The 18577-nt window shown below is 37.8% G+C and carries 16 protein-coding genes, 1 pseudogene and 1 riboswitch; of the genes and pseudogenes, 14 read left to right on the top strand and 3 right to left on the bottom strand.

Annotated elements, in window-relative coordinates; all coding sequences use genetic code 11:
* Positions 1-13 precede the first annotated feature (13 nt).
* From LQZ75_RS01975 to LQZ75_RS01910, 14 genes and pseudogenes are all read left to right on the top strand, one after another.
* Positions 14-1348 (top strand): gluconate:H+ symporter, encoded by a 1335-nt coding sequence (locus tag LQZ75_RS01975; protein ID WP_230096167.1) that lies wholly within the window; start codon positions 14-16, stop codon positions 1346-1348.
* Between the two features lie 307 nt (positions 1349-1655).
* A complete protein-coding gene (gene mqo, locus LQZ75_RS01970) occupies positions 1656-3134 on the top strand; it encodes a malate dehydrogenase (quinone) (RefSeq protein ID WP_230096166.1) in 1479 nt (492 codons plus the stop codon).
* 78 nt (positions 3135-3212) lie between these two features.
* Positions 3213-3314: riboswitch (TPP riboswitch) on the top strand.
* Between the two features lie 116 nt (positions 3315-3430).
* Positions 3431-4105 (top strand): TenA family protein, encoded by a 675-nt coding sequence (locus tag LQZ75_RS01965; RefSeq protein WP_230096165.1) that lies wholly within the window; start codon positions 3431-3433, stop codon positions 4103-4105.
* A gap of 36 nt (positions 4106-4141) precedes the next feature.
* Positions 4142-4942, top strand: coding sequence for a hydroxyethylthiazole kinase (gene thiM, locus LQZ75_RS01960; protein ID WP_230096164.1), 801 nt, complete (start codon positions 4142-4144; stop codon positions 4940-4942).
* Positions 4935-5744 carry a bifunctional hydroxymethylpyrimidine kinase/phosphomethylpyrimidine kinase gene (thiD, locus tag LQZ75_RS01955; protein WP_230096163.1) on the top strand — a complete coding sequence of 270 codons (810 nt, stop codon included), beginning with the start codon at positions 4935-4937 and terminating at the stop codon, positions 5742-5744. Before thiM ends, thiD begins: the two co-directional genes overlap by 8 nt.
* 3 nt (positions 5745-5747) lie before the next feature.
* A complete protein-coding gene (gene thiE, locus LQZ75_RS01950; RefSeq protein WP_230096162.1) occupies positions 5748-6413 on the top strand; it encodes a thiamine phosphate synthase in 666 nt (221 codons plus the stop codon).
* Positions 6414-6433: 20 nt separating this feature from the next.
* Complete coding sequence (locus LQZ75_RS01945; RefSeq protein WP_230096161.1) at positions 6434-6730, top strand: thiamine-binding protein; 297 nt, start codon at positions 6434-6436, stop codon at positions 6728-6730.
* A 353-nt stretch (positions 6731-7083) separates the two neighbouring features.
* A complete protein-coding gene (locus LQZ75_RS01940; protein WP_230096160.1) occupies positions 7084-9135 on the top strand; it encodes a KUP/HAK/KT family potassium transporter in 2052 nt (683 codons plus the stop codon).
* Positions 9136-9479: 344 nt separating this feature from the next.
* Positions 9480-10940: a 6-phospho-beta-glucosidase gene (locus LQZ75_RS01935; protein ID WP_230096159.1), complete on the top strand. Its 1461-nt coding sequence runs from the start codon at positions 9480-9482 to the stop codon at positions 10938-10940.
* Between the two features lie 29 nt (positions 10941-10969).
* Positions 10970-11293, top strand: a complete 324-nt coding sequence (locus LQZ75_RS01930; protein ID WP_230096158.1) for a PTS sugar transporter subunit IIB — start codon at positions 10970-10972, stop codon at positions 11291-11293.
* Positions 11294-11335: 42 nt separating this feature from the next.
* The gene (locus tag LQZ75_RS01925) at positions 11336-11653 is read left to right on the top strand and encodes a PTS lactose/cellobiose transporter subunit IIA (RefSeq protein WP_230096157.1); all 318 of its coding nucleotides are present in this window, start codon (positions 11336-11338) and stop codon (positions 11651-11653) included.
* A gap of 96 nt (positions 11654-11749) precedes the next feature.
* On the top strand, positions 11750-13093 hold the full coding sequence (locus LQZ75_RS01920) for a PTS sugar transporter subunit IIC (RefSeq protein ID WP_230096156.1): 1344 nt from the start codon (positions 11750-11752) through the stop codon (positions 13091-13093).
* 201 nt (positions 13094-13294) lie between these two features.
* Positions 13295-13414, top strand: coding sequence for a putative metal homeostasis protein (locus tag LQZ75_RS01915; protein WP_230096155.1), 120 nt, complete (start codon positions 13295-13297; stop codon positions 13412-13414).
* Between the two features lie 178 nt (positions 13415-13592).
* Positions 13593-14135 (top strand): annotated as a pseudogene (locus LQZ75_RS01910) (NAD(P)-binding domain-containing protein); the annotation flags it as partial.
* Positions 14136-14175: 40 nt separating this feature from the next.
* Here the strand turns inward: LQZ75_RS01910 and LQZ75_RS01905 are convergent.
* From LQZ75_RS01905 to LQZ75_RS01895, 3 genes are all read right to left on the bottom strand, one after another.
* Positions 14176-15429, bottom strand: coding sequence for a chloride channel protein (locus LQZ75_RS01905; RefSeq protein ID WP_230096154.1), 1254 nt, complete (start codon positions 15427-15429; stop codon positions 14176-14178).
* A 134-nt stretch (positions 15430-15563) separates the two neighbouring features.
* Positions 15564-16781 (bottom strand): amidohydrolase family protein, encoded by a 1218-nt coding sequence (locus tag LQZ75_RS01900; RefSeq protein ID WP_230096153.1) that lies wholly within the window; start codon positions 16779-16781, stop codon positions 15564-15566.
* A 1100-nt stretch (positions 16782-17881) separates the two neighbouring features.
* Positions 17882-18376 (bottom strand): isochorismatase family protein, encoded by a 495-nt coding sequence (locus tag LQZ75_RS01895; RefSeq protein ID WP_230096152.1) that lies wholly within the window; start codon positions 18374-18376, stop codon positions 17882-17884.
* Positions 18377-18577: the final 201 nt, after the last annotated feature.

Here is an 18577-nt window from a genome sequence, read left to right as displayed (position 1 = left end):
AAGGAGAATACGTATGCCACTTATTGCGGTTTTAATTGGGGTTATTTTATTAGTTATTTTAATAACTAAGTTTAAGTTAAATACATTTGTTTCATTAGTTATTACAGCTTTCGTAGTTGGTTTGATTTTAGGGATTCCGGTAAGTAAATTACCAACAAGTATTGAAACCGGGATTGGCGGCCAATTAGGACACTTAGCAATTATCTTTGGATTTGGTTCAATGCTTGGTAAACTACTTTCTGATACTGGGGGTGGTTTCCGAATTGCACATAAGTTGATTGAAATTTTTGGGCGTAAACGAATTCAGATTGCCGTAATTGTAGCATCATTTATTATTGGTTTAGCCTTATTCTTCGAAGTCGGCTTAGTCGTATTATTACCAATTATTTTTGTGATTGCGCGTGAAGTTGATATGCCACTGTTATATCTTGGTATTCCAATGGCTGCTACTTTAAACGTCGCCCACGGATTTTTACCACCACACCCAGCACCAACAGCCGTCTCAGATGTTTTAAAAGTGCCATTGGGACACGTCCTTTTAATTGGAATTATTGTAGCAATTCCAACGATTATTATCTCAGGACCGATTTTTAATCACTTCTTACAAAAAGTTTATCCCAAAGTTTACAAGCGGGATATTAATATTTCCGTGCTTGGTGATTATAAAGAATTTAAGATTGACGAAACGCCTAAATTTGGTATTAGTGTACTAACGGCTTTACTTCCCGTTATCTTAATTGGGATTGGAACAATCTTGGACTTTATTTTACCGAAAGGTACATTAGTCGGCAATATTGTCGCCTTCATTAGTTCACCTGATGTGGCCATGTTAATTTCACTAATCTTTGCAGTCTTCACGATGGGCCTTAATCGTGGGTTATCAATGCAAGAAATTGGTGACAAAATGGCTGGTTCCGTTAAGCAAATTGCAATGATGTTATTAATCATTGGTGGTGGTGGTGCCTTTAAACAAGTCCTTGTTGATGGTGGTGTCGCTAAGTTTATTGGGGATTTATTCGGTCAATCAAATATGTCACCAATTATTGTCGCTTGGTTAATTACCGCATTACTACGGATTAGCTTAGGATCATCAACGGTTGCCTCAATCACAGGGGCTAGTCTAGTTACCAATATTGTGACTAATTCAACAGTTAACCCAGTGCTAATTGTATTGGCCATTGGGGCCGGAAGTATCTTCGCCGACCACGTTAACGATGCTGGTTTCTGGATGATTAAAGAATACTTTGGTTTAACATTAAAAGAAACTTTCTTATCATGGACGACTTTAACCTGCGTAATTTCGTTGTCAGGTTTAGCCTCAATTCTCGTGGCGTCATTGTTTATTTAAATATAGCCAACGCATATTAAAACTAAAATGCAGATGAAATTAAATATTTCGTCTGCATTTTTCGTATTTTATTAACTAAGAATAAATTATTCATAACAAGCAGCGCGGATATTTTTTATATAAAAATGTTAAGTGCTAGGAATTAGTGACTTATTTTAATAAAATTAAATTTATGGTAAAAGTATATTTTTTTATAATTGTTATTTAATCTTTTTATCATTTATGCTAGACTAAGCTTAGTTTAAATGATATTTAAGTCACGAAAATATGTAGATAGCGGAAATGGATATGGCTAAGGATGGTAAATATGTGTAACGATAAGCAAGCTGTTGATGTATTATTAATTGGCGCAGGTATCATGAGTGCCACGCTTGGGACTTTATTGAAGAAACTTGATCCAACGTTGAACGTTCGGATATTGGAGAAAATGGCCCAACCAGCACAAGAAAGTTCCAATGCATGGAATAATGCTGGTACTGGTCATTCGGCCCTCTGTGAATTAAACTATACGGCACAGAATTCAGATGGCTCAATTTCCATTGATAAAGCGCTTAATATTAATGAACAATTCCAACTTTCACGCCAATTTTGGACTTATTTAGTTGAGCAAGGGGAAATTCAAAATCCAGCTGATTTTATTCGTGCTATTCCCCATATGAGTATGGTTCAAGGCAGTGAAAATACCGAATTCTTGCAACGACGAGTAGCAGCGTTAACTAAAAGCCCACTGTTCCAAGGTATGGAGTATACGGATGATCCTGTAATTTTACAAAAATGGATGCCATTAGTTATGGCTGGGCGTAAGCCAGATACAAAAATTGGTGCAACTAAAATCAACTCCGGTACGGATGTTAATTTTGGAGTATTAACTCGCTTATTATTTGCAAATTTACAGCAATTAGGGGTTGAAATTGATTATGGTCATACTGTTAAAGATATTTGCCGTAAGAACGATAAGCTGTGGGAAGTGAAAGTAATTAATGAGCGCGGACAAGTTGAACAACTTACAACTAAATTTTTATTTATTGGCGCCGGTGGTGGGGCACTACCATTACTCCAAAAAACTGGCATTCCTGAAGCAAAACATATTGGCGGGTTCCCTATTAGTGGCTTATTCTTAGTATGTAAAAATTCCACAATTGCCAATCGCCACCATGGTAAAGTGTACGGTAAAGCAGCGGTTGGGGCACCACCAATGTCTGTACCGCATTTAGACACGCGGTTTATTGACGGTCAAAAAGCGTTGCTATTTGGCCCATTTGCTGGCTTTTCACCTAAATTTTTAAAGACTGGTTCGTCTTGGGACTTAATAAATTCCGTTAAGCCAGATAATTTAGTGACGATGCTTGCATCAGGAGTTAAGAATGTACGTTTGGTGCAATATTTACTCAAGGAACTAACTTTAACTAAAGCGCAACGAATGGCCGAACTTCGACAATTTATGCCTGAAGCGCAAAGTGATGATTGGGAACTTATTGTTGCTGGTCAACGGGTCCAAGTGATTAAAGATACGGATAAAGGTAAAGGGATCTTACAATTTGGAACTGAAATTATTACAGGTGCAGAAGGTTCCGTGGCGGCATTACTAGGCGCTTCACCAGGTGCGTCAACAGCTGTTTCGATTATGTTAAAGCTCATTAATACGTGTTTTGCTGACCGAATGGCCGAATGGACGCCTAAGATTTTAACAATGATTCCATCTTATGGTACAAAATTAAATGATGATGCCACATTATTTGCAGAAATTCAGGCTCATACAACTAAGACATTGCAGTTAGGTAGCTAATAAATTATTAAATGTTACTTGTAAAAGGGTAAACATGATGATAATCTTAAATTGTAAGTGATATGTACAATTATATAAATGTGTTACTAGGGGTGTGATGAACGTCACTGAGATCAGTCAGACTGGGACCCTTGAACCTGTTGAGTTGAAACTCGCGTAGGGAAGTACTGAATGAAGACCTTTTTAGTAGGTGTCAGTCCATGCGTGGATTGGCACCTTTTTGTTTACAGCCTACGTTTTTCGTCACAGCGCATAATTGGTTACTTATGATAATAATATTTTTGCTGGAGATGTTTATGTCTAAATTTTCTGAAACGCTGACGCAACAAGCGCAACCAATTTTGCAAGCAGTTATTGATCATCCATTTTTACAAGAAATAATTACGGATTCAATTGATAATGCTGCACTAATCACGTATGTCCAACAAGATGAATATTATTTACGTGAATATGCCAAAGCATTTGCGAATGCTTACTTATTGGCTAATGATGATGCCCAACGCGATTTAATTGCCCCAAGTATTACCACCGAAGCAGAAGTAATTGCCCATGAGTGGTTATTGGAATATGCGGGGACAACGTTAGCTGAAGTTGGTCTAGCCAAACCTAATCCAAATACAGTGGCTTATTTAAACCATATTAAAGCAAGTGGTGCACACAACTACTTCTACCAAATTACGGCTGTGTTACCATGCATGTGGGTATATCGTGAATTTGGAAAAGCCCTTGGTCCAAAGGTCGGTACAGATACGTTACTTGGTAAATGGCTACATTTATATGCTAATGATATGCCAGAATATTTTGAAATGTCGATTGTTGATGACTTATTAGCAATGCTTGATAAGCATATTGATGAACTCTCAGCAAATGATCAAGCCAATTTAGTTGAGATTTTTCTACGCGGATGTGAATATGAATATCACTTCTTTGATGCCGCTTATCGGCAACAAAAATGGCTCTACGAAGCTTAATTAACTAATTCAAATTAAATTTAAAGGAGTTTTTCCATGTTAAATTATCAGTTATTAGATCAAGTTCGGGCAACAACCCCTGTTATTGTAACGTTTGCTAACTATGTAACACCTCAAATTGTGGCCAATGCGGTTAATGTTATTGGGGGTTCTCCAATTATGAGTTTGGAACCTGCTGAAGCAGCCGCTTTGGTAAGTATGGCAACTGCGGTAACATTAAACTTAGGGACAGCGCAAAGTGCAGAACTTGACTTTGTTGAACTAGTGGCATTAGGTAAAGCCGCTAACGAACTCAATTTACCCGTCATTATTGATCCAGTTGCCGTTAGTGTTCCATTTCGGAGCCAATATGTTGCCCGTTTATTAAAAGAAATCAAGGTTGATGTTATTCGTGGTAATGCAAGTGAAATTGCTCATTTTGCGGGAGTTGCCGCAGAATCACGTGGTATTGATGCCGTTGGTGAAGTCGATATTGAAGCCGTGGCAATTGCAGCCGCTAAAAATACCGGCATGTTAATTGTATTGAGTGGCCCAACTGATATTGTAACGGACGGTAATAAAGTTTATAAGATTAAAAATGGCCACGAATTACTAGCAGCCAATGTTGGTTCTGGTGACATGCTTTCTTCAATTTTGGGAACCTTTTTACTTAAGGGGCAAGATCGTTTAGAAGGGCTCGCTTTGGCAACCTTATCGATGGCGGTTGCTGGCCAATTAGCAGGACAAAAAAATGAAGGTAAACCAGGTACGTTTAGTGCGGCGTTACTTGATGAACTTTATCAATTAACACCAGCTAAATTGGAACAATTTGGTGATTGGGAGGAAATTAATGACTAGTGATTTACAACAATTTCCGCAAATCTTAACTGTTGCCGGCATTGATTCTAGTGGTGGTGCGGGTATTAATGCTGATGTCGCAACGGCGTTTGCACACCACGTTTATCCAGCAACGGTGGTTGTCGCTGTAACGGCTCAAAATACCTATGGTGTCCAAGCAGCAACGTTACTTGATGCGCAGATAATTGAACAGCAGTTTGCTAGTATTGCTGATGATTTAGCCATTAAGGCCGTCAAAACTGGCATGCTTGGTGACCGTGAACACGTTGAAGTTGTTGCTAAAGCGTTAGCAAACTATGATTTAGGACCAATCATTATTGATCCCGTTATGGTTGCTAAAGGGGGTTCCAAGTTACTAACAGATGATGCCATTACAGCTGTCAAAGAACAGTTATTACCATTAGCAACGTTAGTGACACCTAATTTATTGGAAGCACAACAGTTGACGGGTATAGAGATTAAGACACCAACTGACCTAGTCCAAGCTGCTAAAATGTTACAAACACTAGGCGCCAAAAATGTCTTAATTAAGGGCGGTCATGGAACTGGTGATGAGTTAACTGATTATGTATTATTAGCTGATCAAAGTGAGTTTACATTAGTTAACCCGCGGATTGATACGATTCGAACCCACGGAACTGGTGATACTTATGCGGCAGCAATTGCTAGTAATTTAGCCCTTGGCCATGATTTAACCACCGCTATTAAGTTGGCTAAAAGTTATCTATATGCAACCGTAGCTGATGAAATCATTGTCGGGCATGGTCATGGGCCACTTAACCATTGGGCAAAGGGGGAATAAGGTATGCAATTTACAGCTAAGATGTTAAGTTCGTATTTAGTAATTGGCACCCAAGATTTGGTAGCTGGGCAAGATTTAGTAGCATTAGTCGAAGCAACCTTAAAAGCGGGTGTGACAATTGTTCAATATCGCGAAAAAGGCGCAACCGCAATTCAAAATCCCGCTGCTAAGTTGGCGTTAGCTCAAAAGCTTAAAAATTTAACCGCTCAATATCATGTTCCATTGGTGATTGATGATGATCTTGAATTAGCGTTGGCAATTGAAGCGGACGGGATTCATGTTGGTCAAAGTGATCAAAAAGTTGCCCAAGTAGTCGCAGCTATTAAGACTAGTCATAAGCCGGATATGTTTGTTGGGTTATCGGTTAGTAACTTAGAACAACTTGCTAATAGCGACCTTAGTGGTGTAAGCTATCTAGGGAGTGGTCCAATTAAAGCAACTAGTTCCAAAGCCGATGCTGATCCAGTCATTGGGTTAGCGGGGTTAACAGCGTTAGTTAATGCCACTAACTTGCCCATTGTGGCGATTGGGGGCGTTGCATTTACTGATGCAGGCGCGATTGCCGATACAGGAGCCAAGGGATTAGCGATGATTTCGGCATTTACACACGCTAGTGTTAACCAGCTCAATACATGGGTACCTCAGATTAATCAAACATTCAATAAATAAAGAATTTTAGGAGTGAAATAATGGAAGCAAGTATTGCAATTCAAGTATTACCAAAGGCAGAATCTGATGAACGATTAATTGAAGTCGTTGATCAAGTAATCGCTTATATTCAAAGCACGGGTTATAACTATCAAGTTGGGGCCTTTGAAACAAGTATTGAAGGTGATTATGAAGGCTTGATGGAAGTTGTTAAAAACTGCCAATTAATTGCCATCAAGGCTGGCGCACCTGAAGTATCAGCTTACGTTAAAATTACCTACCGTCCAGAAGGTGAAGTTTTAACGATTGCAAAGAAAACTAAAAAGCACGAACACTAATAAAGCACGTTTTGATATGTAAAAAAATAACAGCTAGCAGCATCCTCGCTAGCTGTTATTTTTTTGTTGGTATATGCAATAATTTGATTTAACAACACGGTAATTACAGTCATTAAATGAATTAGCTAATTAAGGGCAAACTAGTTGATATATACAAACATTAGTAAAGCAACTTGATTGCACTTTAGCTTTGTAATAGGTAAACTCAAGTCATGTAACCAAAATATTAGGCGGTATTTCGTTTGTAAAATATGCAGATGTGCTTGTCGATTGAGGAGGCATCAAGTAGAATTGTACGTAGCTTACTTTTACATTGGTTAAGCGCAAATACAGAAATGGTTCGAGAGAGGGTCATGGAAAGAAAAAAAGAATTAGTATCGCTGGGAACGGCGTTAGTTGCAATTGGGATTGTGTATGGAGATATCGGGACATCACCGTTATATACAATGAATGCGATTTTAGCGCATCAAGGTATCTTTAGTAACCTAACCAAAGATTATATTTTTGGGGCAATTTCATTAGTTTTTTGGACAATTACATTAGTTACGACAATTAAGTATGTGCTAATTGCGTTACGTGCTGATAACCGAGGTGAAGGTGGAATTTTTGCCTTGTATGCCATTGTCCGTAATCGCGCTAAGTGGTTGATTGTGCCGGCAGTCATTGGTGGTGCAGCCTTATTAGCTGATGGGACATTGACCCCAGCAATGACGGTTACGAGTGCCATCGAGGGTCTGAAAGGTCAAACGATTGGTAGTTTTGTTTTTAGTAATAACCAAAACATTGTTGTTGCCGCAGTTGTTGTTATTTTATTAGCATTGTTTATGCTGCAACGGTATGGTACGAATGCGATTGGAAAATTATTTGGTCCGATCATGTTCATCTGGTTTGCCTTTTTAGGATTAATGGGAATCATGAATATGTTTAGTTATCCTGATATTTGGCAAGCATTATTACCTCAATATGGTGTTAAGCTATTATTTAGTCCCGAAAATAAAGTCGGAATCTTCATTCTAGGTAGTGTTTTCTTGGCAACAACTGGTTCTGAAGCATTGTATTCTGATATGGGTCACGTTGGTAAACGTAATATTTACTTTACTTGGCCATTTGTCTTCATTACTTTAGTCTTGAATTATATGGGACAAGGGGCATGGACCCTAACCCATATGAAAGCCGATGCGTATCAAAATTTGAGTGGTATTAATCCATTCTTTGCTATGATGCCTGACGCTTGGCGGATTTTTGGAATAATAATTGCAACATTGGCCGCAATTATTGCATCACAAGCCTTGATTACTGGTTCATTTACCTTAGTAAATGAAGCAATTGGGTTAAAGATTTTACCCCGAATTCGCATGCGCTATCCTAATTTCCTTAAAAGCCAAGTCTACATTCGGTTTGTTAACTGGCTAATGTGTGCAGCTAGTTTGGGAATTGTATTATTATTCCGAACATCTGAACATATGGAAGCAGCTTATGGATTGGCAATTACCGTAACAATGTTAATGACAACCTTACTATTATATGAATTTATTAGTATGCGTCGTAATCGGGCAAGTGCTTTAGTAGTGGCCTTATTCTTCGGTGCGTTAGAAACATTGTTCTTATTGGCTAGTTTAATTAAGTTCATTGATGGTGGATATGTCACTGTCTTAATTACCTTAGCTATCGTTGGTGTCATGATCTTATGGTACTTTGGGAATAAAGCCCGTGATAAGTACGTTGATGAAAGTGAGTATGTATCATTACGTGATTTCCGTAAACAGTTAGTGAAATTAAGTAATGATACAACGGTTCCCGAATATGCCGCTAATTTAGTTTATATTGCCAATGTTAAACAAAACTATACAATTAAACGGTCCGTTTTATATTCAATCCTAGATAAACAACCGAAGCGAGCGAAAGTTTACTGGTTTGTTTCAATCCATGAAACAACTGAACCATTCGAACGACGTTATACGGTTGATATGATGGGTACACGTAATATTGTTTGTGTGCACCTCTATCTTGGATTTAAAGTTAGTCAAACATTAAGCTTGTACTTACGTGAGATTGTTAATCAATTAATTGCCGAAGAAGCAATTGACTTACAAATTCAAAAATACAGTACGATTAAAGGACGTAAAATTGGTAACTTTAGTTATGTTGTTATGAAACAAAAGCTTGCCGATTTACGTTCACTTCAAAGTTCATCATTTATTGATCGAACATTAATTGCGGGGCGACTATTCTTACAAGAAAAAATGGCAGCTCCAGCAATTTGGTATGGTTTAGAATTTAGTGAAGTGCTTGAAGAACCCGAACCATTATTTATTAATCGTAAAATATCCCGTAATTTGCATAAGGATTATATTAAAAATACGGTTCCTGCAACAAAAACGGCTGATAATAAGATTGATGATTAAACCAAAATATCTGATTTAGATGGTTAGTTAACTAAATAAAAACGGTTGAGTTCAATAATGACTCAGCCGTTTTTTTATCTAGGTAGAAAATAATTTAATATATTCAGGACTTTTGTAAGAAAATACAATAAAAATTTATTTAAATATAAAAAAATTATTGTAGCTCGAAATGCCTATTTATAGGCTTTATATCGTATTTTTTGAAAAAATAGCAATTTACTTTCAATAAAGTACACTTAAAAAGATAGACAGTAAAGAACAACAGTGCTATTATTTTACTTGTAAATGAAAGCGTTTACAGAGAGCGGTTACATTTAACAAACTTGAAGGGTAGATAATGATACATGACTTATAGATTAGCCGATGAATTTTTATGGGGTGGGGCAATTGCTGCTCACCAAGCAGAAGGTGCCTGGAATGTTGATGGAAAAGGCGTATCAATTGCTGATGTTCTAACAGCAGGTGATGCCAAAACCCAACGGCGTATTACGGATGGTATTCAAGCAGGTAATAATTATCCTAATCACCATGGTATTGATTTTTATCACACTTACGCTGAAGATCTTGAATTGATGGCTGAATTAGGTTCTAATGCCTTTCGGACGTCAATTGCGTGGACACGGATTTTTCCAAATGGTGACGATACCCAACCAAATGAAGCCGGTTTAGCTTATTATGACAAAATGTTTGATAAAATGCACGAATTAGGCATTGAACCAGTAATCACGCTAAATCACTTTGAAATGCCATATCACTTAGTTAAAGAATATGGTGGTTGGACTAATCGTAAGTTAATTGATTTGTTTGTCCATTATGCAGAAGTTGTCTTTAAGCGTTACAAAGATAAAGTAACGTACTGGATGACGCACAATGAAATTTCAAATCAAGCAGCTGTTAATTTCGGCCCACATGCCCAATTTGTTGTATGGACTAACTCTGGTTTTGTCTTCAATGGTGATGAAACTTTGAATGAAAAAATTGCGCAAATGGTTCAAGCAGCGCACTACGAGTTAGTAGCATCAGCAAAAGTTGTCGCCTTGGGGCATAAAATTAACCCGGCATTTAAAATCGGTGGTATGGTCAATGTCGCACCGTTCTATCCAGCTTCATCAGCACCCAAAGATATGTTAGCCTTCCAAAAAGCCCGTCAATCACGTGACTGGTTTAGCGATGTGCACATCAATGGTGAATATCCGGTTGAAATCGAACGTTTGTATGAAAAATTTGGTTTCCGACCAGATATTACGCAACAAGATCGTATCGATTTAAAAGCAGGGACCATTGATTACTTAGCGGTTTCATACTACAGTTCGACAACCGTTAAAGCAGTTGATGATCCTGATAACTTCAAGAATGCGTATGCAAGTTATGAAGTTACGAATAATCCATATATTAAGACAAATGATTGGGGTTGGGGGCTTGATCCAGATGGATTACGTTACTCATTAAACGAATTGAGTGAAATGTATCCTCATACACCAATTATGATTGTTGAAAATGGATTAGGAGCTTATGACAAGCTCGAAGATGATGAATCAATTCATGACCCATACCGTATTGATTACCTTAAGCAACATGTTCAAGCAATGGAAGAAGCCATTGTCGAAGACGGGGTGAAAGTAATCGGGTACCTTTCATGGGGGCCAATTGATATCGTTTCTGCCGGTACGGGCGAAATGAAGAAACGATACGGATTTGTCTATGTTGATTTGGATGACTTTGGTGAAGGCTCTGGTCGTCGATTCAAGAAAGATTCTTTTAAGTGGTATCAACAAGTTATTGCCTCAAAGGGCGCTAACTTATAAATACAAAAAATTTAAGTGAGGGATTTATCATGTCAGAAAAAACTATTATGCTCGCATGTGCAGCAGGAATGTCAACTTCATTGTTGGTTGAACGGATGAAACAAGCCGCTATCACTAAGGGTAAGGATTACGAAATCTTTGCTAAGTCAACTGCCGATATCGACGCACAATTGAGTAGCGCTGATGCTAAACCAGATGTATTGTTGCTTGGACCACAAGTTGGTTACATGAAAGCTGAAGTTAAAGCAAAAACTGATGCCGCTGGTATTCCAATGGAAGTTATTAACATGACAGACTACGGTATGATGCGTGGTGATAAAGTACTTGATGCAGCCGAAGCATTATTGAAATAAATTATCACACGCTAGTTTACTAGTAAAACGGGGAGAATTAGAATGAACGAAGAACATATGGAAGTTGTTATGGGCTTAATCATGCATGGTGGGAATGCTAAAGGGTATGCCTACCAAGCGATTCAAGATGCCAAGGCGGGTAACTTTGATGAAGCCGATAAAAAGATTGAACTTGCTAACCAAGAATTGAAAGCAGCACATGATACCCAAACGGGCATGCTTACCCAAGAAGCCCAAGGTAATCATGTGGAAGTTGACTTGTACATGGTTCATGGCCAAGATCACTTGATGAATGCAATCACATTCAAAGATTTAGCAATTGAAATCATTGAGTTATTGCGTCGTCTCGACGAAAAATAAGGACTTGCCTAGAGAAGGCGTAAAACTCGTATGTACTAAATATTATTACTAACAGCTATAGCTAATTTTATTTTAAAGAAACGAGTGTACGGACTTATGAACACATTTATTAATGAAAAACTTTTACCGCCGGTAATGAAGTTTGTTAACACGCGACCTATGACGGCGATTAAAAATGGGATGCTTTACCCAATTCCATTTATCATCATTGGAGCAATCTTCTTGATCTTGGGTAATTTCCCATATCAACCAATTGCAGACTATTTAACTAAAATTGGGCTAAGTCCAATTTTTGCCCAAGCATATAACGGTTCATTTGCGGTTATGGCATTACTATCTGTATTTGGGATTGCTTACAGTTGGGTGCACAATGAAGGTTATGAAGCTGTTTCTGCTGGTTTATTAGCGGTTATTGTTGATTTTATTCTTCAACCAAACGTTATCACAACGGTTACTAATATTGCTGATCCAACTAAAACTTCAACTAAGTTCATGGTTTCAAATGTAATTGATAAAACATGGCTTGGTGGTAAGGGTATGTTGATGGCAATTATTGTCGGATTACTTGTCGGCTGGAGTTACAGTTGGTTCCTTAAAAAAGGAATTACTATCAAATTACCAGAACAAGTACCAGCTAACGTGTCAGCTTCATTTACCGCTTTAATTCCTGCCGCTGCTATTATTGTTGCAGCGACTGTAATTTACGGAATCTTTAGCCTTGGTCTCAACACAACAATTGTTGAATGGATTTACGCAGTTATCCAAACACCATTGCAAAAGGTTACCGATGGTCCAGTTGGTTTGATTGTTATTACATTCTTACCAGTTTTCCTCTGGTTCTTCGGGGTTCACGGATCATCAATTATCGGTGGAGTTATGGGACCTCTACTTCTTGCTAATAATGCGGATAACTTAGTCCTTTATAAAGCTGGTAAGTTAAGCTTAGACAACGGTGCTCACATTATTACTCAATCATTCATGGATCAATTTATCACTGTTACTGGAGCCGGAGTTACAATCGGACTTGTAGTATTCATGTTACTTGGTGCTAAATCAGCTCAAATGAAGACCCTTGGTAAATTGGAAATTGGACCTGCATTGTTCAATATTAACGAACCTGCATTGTTCGGTGTTCCAATTGTATTGAACCCACTACTTGCGGTGCCATTTATTCTTACTCCAGTTGCAATTGGGGTTCTTAGTTACTTGGCAATCTTGTTTGGAATTATTCCACCAATGAATGGTAGTTTTGTTCCATGGACAACACCAGCAGTTATCTCAGGTCTTATCGTTGGTGGTTGGAAAACTGCTTTATGGCAAATTCTTATGTTAGCAATGACAGTTGCTATCTACTGGCCATTTGCACGTAAATACGACCGGACTTTGTACCAACAAGAACTTGATAACGCAGCTGCTGAAGGCATTACACCTGAAGCATAAAACTTCATATCATCTTATATATCTTATTGAAATCCGTTTATTCGGTTAAGCCACTCGCTCAAAATTTGAGTTAGTGGCTTTTTTGTATATTATGATAAATAGTAATCTTTACTATTTAATTGACAAAATAAGTTACTTTCGATATGATGTTTCTACAGTTAGTTAACCAGTTAACTAATGTTACAAAGGAGGCATAATATCATGAATAAGGAAGTTACATTAGCAGCAGCGTACCGCCAGTTGAAGAGTCCCAATATTAAGACGCGCGAACGAGCTTTAAAAATTATTCACGCGGCTAAAAAAGTCAACAAAGGAAAGTAATTAGGATTACATGAATATAACAATGATTCAGGTAAGTGAATTTTTAGTTATGATCCCGATGATTATTAGTGTCGGGGTGCTGTACTTAGACTATTTTCCCGTGCACCACAACGCCAGCAGTTAGGGAAACAGTTTATTGGGTTACTAGGCATGGGGGGTGTAATTTGGTGGTAATGAAGCGGCCTTTGATACGGCAATTCAATTAGCGCAACGTGGTATTAAAACAACTATCTATACCACGCAAAATAATTTTAAATTAGCCGAAAGTGATCCTAGTAAACGTTTAGCAACTTATACCTATAAGCGTTTTATGCAGTATCAAGAATTGATTACCATTAAGACTGGCTATTGGTTAACCGAAATTCAGGCAACTAATGCCTAGTATACATTACATTTTAAAAATGGGTTAACACATTCGAGTACACAGCGTCCAATTTTGGCCACGGGATTTAATATTAATCATAATCCATTAGTCCACCAATGGTTTGCAAGTGGCAAGCAAAGTGTAGTGTTAAATGAAAATGACGGTTCAACATTGGCACCAAATATGTTCATGATTGGTCCAGCGGTGCATTTTGAAGATACCATTCTATGCTTTATTTATAAATTCCGCCAACGGTTTGCGCCTATAATTGAGGCAGTCTTTGAACGTGAAGGGCAAGTAATTCCACATGCTGCCCATGATTTGTATCTGCGTAACAATATGTTTTTACAAGTTTAAATAATAAAAAATCCGCATGAAAATTCCTGCGGATTTTTTACTATTTAGATTTGATAATCAAACGCGAACAAGCAGCAGCTAAGCAAACACCTAACCCCATTGGTAAGTAGGCATCTGAACCGAGATGTGTAACTTCGATAATCATAAATAATGCCATTAATGGTGCTTGTTGGGAAGCGGCCAATAATGAAACAGCGCCAAGGAGGGCCCCTTGTTGGGGTTCAATTCCAAAGAGGGGACTTGCTAGGGCCCCAAAAGCGGCGCCGATGGCAATTGAGGGTGTCAAAGTACCACCAGCTGCACCGGCTCGAATCGTCAATACTGTGACAATTGCTTTAAGAATGGCACCAATTACTAAAAGACCTAGTAACTTAGTGCCAGTATTACTAATTGATAATTGTGCCAAAGCACGACCGTTACCCATGATTTGTGGTAATACAAAAGCGGCGATTAACCCAGTCATAACACTCACAAGCGGTAACTGCCAAAGGACATGCTTGGTGTGTGTTTGGTTTTTTTCGGCCCATTGACAAGCGTTACGGAATAAAGCGCCAAGAATTCCTGCTAGGGGACCAACAATCAAGACAAAGGGGAGTAAGGTAACTGAAAACTTAGTATCAGTGATGAAATAATATGGTTGGAATCCTTTTTCAAGTGATCCAATTAACATTGCAATTGTTGACATTGATAAACTAACAATCACGGTGCGCATTGAGACTTTCTTAAGTAAGATTTCAACCGCAAACAACATACCGGTAATTGGAGCAATATACACCCCAGCAAACCCAGCACCAGCTGCACTAGCAATCAATAATTGTTGGCTTTCTGGTGAAAGCGCATCTAAACCGGTCTTGGTTAATAGTTGATTCCACTTATTGGCAATGAGTGCTCCAGCTTCACGGGGAGCAAGTTCACGACCAACTGAACCACCAACACCAACATAAAAAATTTGGGTCATAACATGAATTAACATTGGTATGACTGGCATATTTTTACCTTTGATCGTGGCGTTAATACTAACAGGGCCTTGGGTTTTGCTGCGTAATAAGTACCAAATAATGGCAGCAATGAGCCCACCGATAACAACCGAACCAAAGCGATGCCAAGGCAGGGTTGCCACGGGGGCGGGGTTAAGCATGGTTTCCTTAAAATTAAGAAAAACATGCTCAACTAATGATAGCAATAAACTTAGTAAAACAGAGCTACAACCAACCAAAACACCTAATACAATGGTCGAGATGGTTAAGATAAGTGGCTCGGGAATACGGCGTGTTGCTGAATTTGGATTTAGCATAACTAAAGACTCCTCAATTTAGCTTAAAATAATAAAAAAACATAAATGACCAAAAATTAAGTATACACTTTAAAAGTTTGTAATGTTAGTCACAAAGTACCTTTAAATAAAACTTATATATTATTTAAATAAGCTTATAAATTTGGTGATAAGAGGTTATTACCCGCAAATGCAGACTGCGTAATCGGAGTTTGGCGAGCAACAAATTCAGCAGTGCAATCAGCCGGTGTTAATAAGTAAGTTGCGGGCATCCCAACAGCTGGCCATTGCATTTTACCATCTGTTGTAAGTGGCACAAGACCATCAGTCACTAAACCAAGTAATTGGGTTAGGTCAATTTGGTCCTTTACACCCAATATTTCACCAAGACGGGCGAGTTTTTGCTGTAAGGAAGCATCACCATATGGTGACCAACTATCATAAACATTATCACAACCTAGGTGCACAGGGACGCCCGCTTGTAATAATTCTTTAATTGGCGGCAAAGTATTATTAGTCAAAGGGACACTTGAAACAATATGAATTTTAAGTTTAGCAAGTTCAGCAAAGACACTTATTCGTTCACTACTGGTGAAATCATTTAACCCAAAAGCATGGCTAATAAAGACTTGATCTTGGAGTTGATGTTGGGCGGTTAAACGGATAATTTCACGAATAGTCATTGTCCCAGCGACACCTCGGTCGTGGACATGGATATCAATCCCCGCATGATATTTAGTTGCTAAGCGGAAGGTTTCAGCTAGTGAAGCTTGATAATCGCCATCTAATGAGTACGGATCAACACCCCCAATAAAGGTCGCACAACGTTGAAGGGCTACTTCAACTAGGTCACTTGCATGTGAACGTAACAAGCCATGTTGTGGGAACGCCACTAATTCAATTGGAAAAACTTGGTGGGCCCTTAAAGTTTGAATTGCGTCAAAATAACGTAACTCTGTCATTGGTTCAATATCGATATGTGAGCGAAATTGTGTTGTCCCAGCAGCCAGTTCTTGCTTAATTAAGTTAGTTGCTCGTTGCGTGATGGTGATAGGTAGTGCATCAAGTTGCGGAATTTCACTTTCAAAGCGTTCTACTAATGTGGCAGCTGGTGTAACTGGACGCCAAGCAGTACCTAGTTTACTTTTATCAAGATGACAGTGCTTTTCAACTAATCCCGGTAACAACAATTGATTTTGACCATCAATCACTGTACTCGTGCCATCAGTATGCCATAAATTTTGATCAATTATTTGACTAAAGTTACCATCCATGACTTCAATGGCGACCGTTTTTGATGCAGTACCAGCTATCCAGTCATTTTCATAACGGTAGCCAGTTTCAATCCGAACGTTAGTTAACCAATAATGCATACAGAACTCCTTATGTAAAAGGATTTTAACCCTTATTTTTTGTAAACGTTTTCATTTTAATTGAAAAATTACTAATATGCAACTTTACTTTATTATGCTTGCTTTATTCCTGTAAAACGTTGCTAAATCAACGTTTTTAGCTGTTAATATTAATTTTACTGCTTAATTTATGGCATATTTCGTAGTTTTACATCTATTTGGTACTAAAATTCCTTAATATTAAGTATTATAGCGTTTTTCGTGCTATGGCCGCCAACGATTAATTTAATCGTCTGATATTTGCCGTTTTAACTAAATTATTTAATTTGGCATCGCAAAATGACATTAATTTTTAGTGATTTTAAACATGTAAATCAAAGGTTTAAATTCGAAAAATATTGTTCAAAAGTTCTGCAACAACATGTGACGTTAAAGTCAGTAGCCATTTAATTATGGTGGCCAAATTAAATGGCTGCTGATAAAAATTATTAATGGGGGATTGAGCGTGAAATGATTACTATTTTATTTACTTTCTAGTTTACATAATATATATTATCCTAAGTTAAATCAGAAAAACACTATGGCTATTTTAAGTGCTTTTTACGGCTAAATTACCACTTATTTGACCAAAAACTCCCCCGAATTTAAGCCAATTGATTTTTTGAAAAATGCGGCTAATTGCTGTTCCAGCTAGTATTTGCTGGTTACGATACATTAAAAGTCGCTTTAAAGCTTGTTATATCAGCGTTTTATGCGATTTAATTTGCTATCTTGGTAGCACGTTGTATGCCGTTTTTGGTGCTATTTTTCAATAAATCACGTCCTAATGATCATTTTAGCTATCTTAAGATGTCTGATACGTGTATTTCGTTATTAATACTAGCTAGCCTAGCTATTTAACATGCTAACTACTGCTGGTAATAACTCAGTATCCATCTTAACCACGTATACTTAAATAACATTGGTTATAGCCGATGCGTACACAACTATGATCAAACTTTTTTACTCTTTCTTGTGAATTTTTCACAAGAATAACATTGTTAGCACTTAATATACCAGTAACCAATATAAAAACCACTAGTCGCAATGAACTAGTGGCAAAAAATATCTATTAACTTATCCTACACAACGGCAAGAAAACGTTCTTGCCAGAGGTGTTCATAAAATGCGATGGTTTGTTCAGCAGTCATGTATTGGTTATCATGCGTGCTACTTAAACCTTGTTGCAATTGAACTTCATAACCTAAGCCATGTGCCATGGTCATGGTTACATCGAGACACCCTTCTATTTGCGTCCCACAAAATTCAATATCTTCAACTTGGTGCTCTTGTAAGATTGCTTGAAGCTTGGTACCACAAAAAGCGTTGCAGTGTGCCTTCTGAAGATAGTAATCTTCATCGGTGTGATGAATTTCGTCCATCAAACACCATGCATCAGTTCCCCGGACTAATGCGGCATCATTGTTTTGAATAAAAATGATTGGTTTACCATGTGACCAGTATTCACGAATTCGATCATTAATCCCCGTAATCAATTGATCTAGATTGGCTAATGGTTTTTCCCCACGACAAATGCCTTTTTGCATTGCCATCACTATTAATGCGTCTGCTAACATAAAAATCCCCCGATACTATGCGCTGTGCGTGTTGTTTTCTTACTAAATTATTAATAACTTTAACTAATAATTTATACAAATAATATACCATTAAAGCCGCTTAAAAAGCTTATAAAAATTCACTTTTTTAAATTTATGAAAACATTACCAAAATATTATTTATATTTACTACATCTACCTTTCAACAGTGTCTATGGGCAA

The organism is Periweissella fabaria, assembly GCF_918814575.1.
Taxonomy (GTDB): domain Bacteria; phylum Bacillota; class Bacilli; order Lactobacillales; family Lactobacillaceae; genus Periweissella; species Periweissella fabaria.
This window is presented reverse-complemented; position numbering and strand designations above follow the sequence as displayed.

Excerpts from the sequence above, each read along its gene's own strand:
- LQZ75_RS01940 (WP_230096160.1), top strand. The coding sequence starts at position 7,084 with ATGGAAAGAAAAAAAGAATTAGTATCGCTGGGAACGGCGTTAGTTGCA.
- LQZ75_RS01900 (WP_230096153.1), bottom strand. The coding sequence starts at position 16,781 with ATGCATTATTGGTTAACTAACGTTCGGATTGAAACTGGCTACCGTTAT.
- thiD (WP_230096163.1), top strand. The coding sequence starts at position 4,935 with ATGACTAGTGATTTACAACAATTTCCGCAAATCTTAACTGTTGCCGGC.
- LQZ75_RS01935 (WP_230096159.1), top strand. The coding sequence starts at position 9,480 with ATGACTTATAGATTAGCCGATGAATTTTTATGGGGTGGGGCAATTGCT.
- LQZ75_RS01930 (WP_230096158.1), top strand. The coding sequence starts at position 10,970 with ATGTCAGAAAAAACTATTATGCTCGCATGTGCAGCAGGAATGTCAACT.
- mqo (WP_230096166.1), top strand. The coding sequence starts at position 1,656 with ATGTGTAACGATAAGCAAGCTGTTGATGTATTATTAATTGGCGCAGGT.
- LQZ75_RS01905 (WP_230096154.1), bottom strand. The coding sequence starts at position 15,429 with ATGCTAAATCCAAATTCAGCAACACGCCGTATTCCCGAGCCACTTATC.
- LQZ75_RS01920 (WP_230096156.1), top strand. The coding sequence starts at position 11,750 with ATGAACACATTTATTAATGAAAAACTTTTACCGCCGGTAATGAAGTTT.
- LQZ75_RS01975 (WP_230096167.1), top strand. The coding sequence starts at position 14 with ATGCCACTTATTGCGGTTTTAATTGGGGTTATTTTATTAGTTATTTTA.
- LQZ75_RS01895 (WP_230096152.1), bottom strand. The coding sequence starts at position 18,376 with ATGTTAGCAGACGCATTAATAGTGATGGCAATGCAAAAAGGCATTTGT.
- thiM (WP_230096164.1), top strand. The coding sequence starts at position 4,142 with ATGTTAAATTATCAGTTATTAGATCAAGTTCGGGCAACAACCCCTGTT.
- LQZ75_RS01965 (WP_230096165.1), top strand. The coding sequence starts at position 3,431 with ATGTCTAAATTTTCTGAAACGCTGACGCAACAAGCGCAACCAATTTTG.
- LQZ75_RS01945 (WP_230096161.1), top strand. The coding sequence starts at position 6,434 with ATGGAAGCAAGTATTGCAATTCAAGTATTACCAAAGGCAGAATCTGAT.
- thiE (WP_230096162.1), top strand. The coding sequence starts at position 5,748 with ATGCAATTTACAGCTAAGATGTTAAGTTCGTATTTAGTAATTGGCACC.
- LQZ75_RS01915 (WP_230096155.1), top strand. The coding sequence starts at position 13,295 with ATGAATAAGGAAGTTACATTAGCAGCAGCGTACCGCCAGTTGAAGAGT.
- LQZ75_RS01925 (WP_230096157.1), top strand. The coding sequence starts at position 11,336 with ATGAACGAAGAACATATGGAAGTTGTTATGGGCTTAATCATGCATGGT.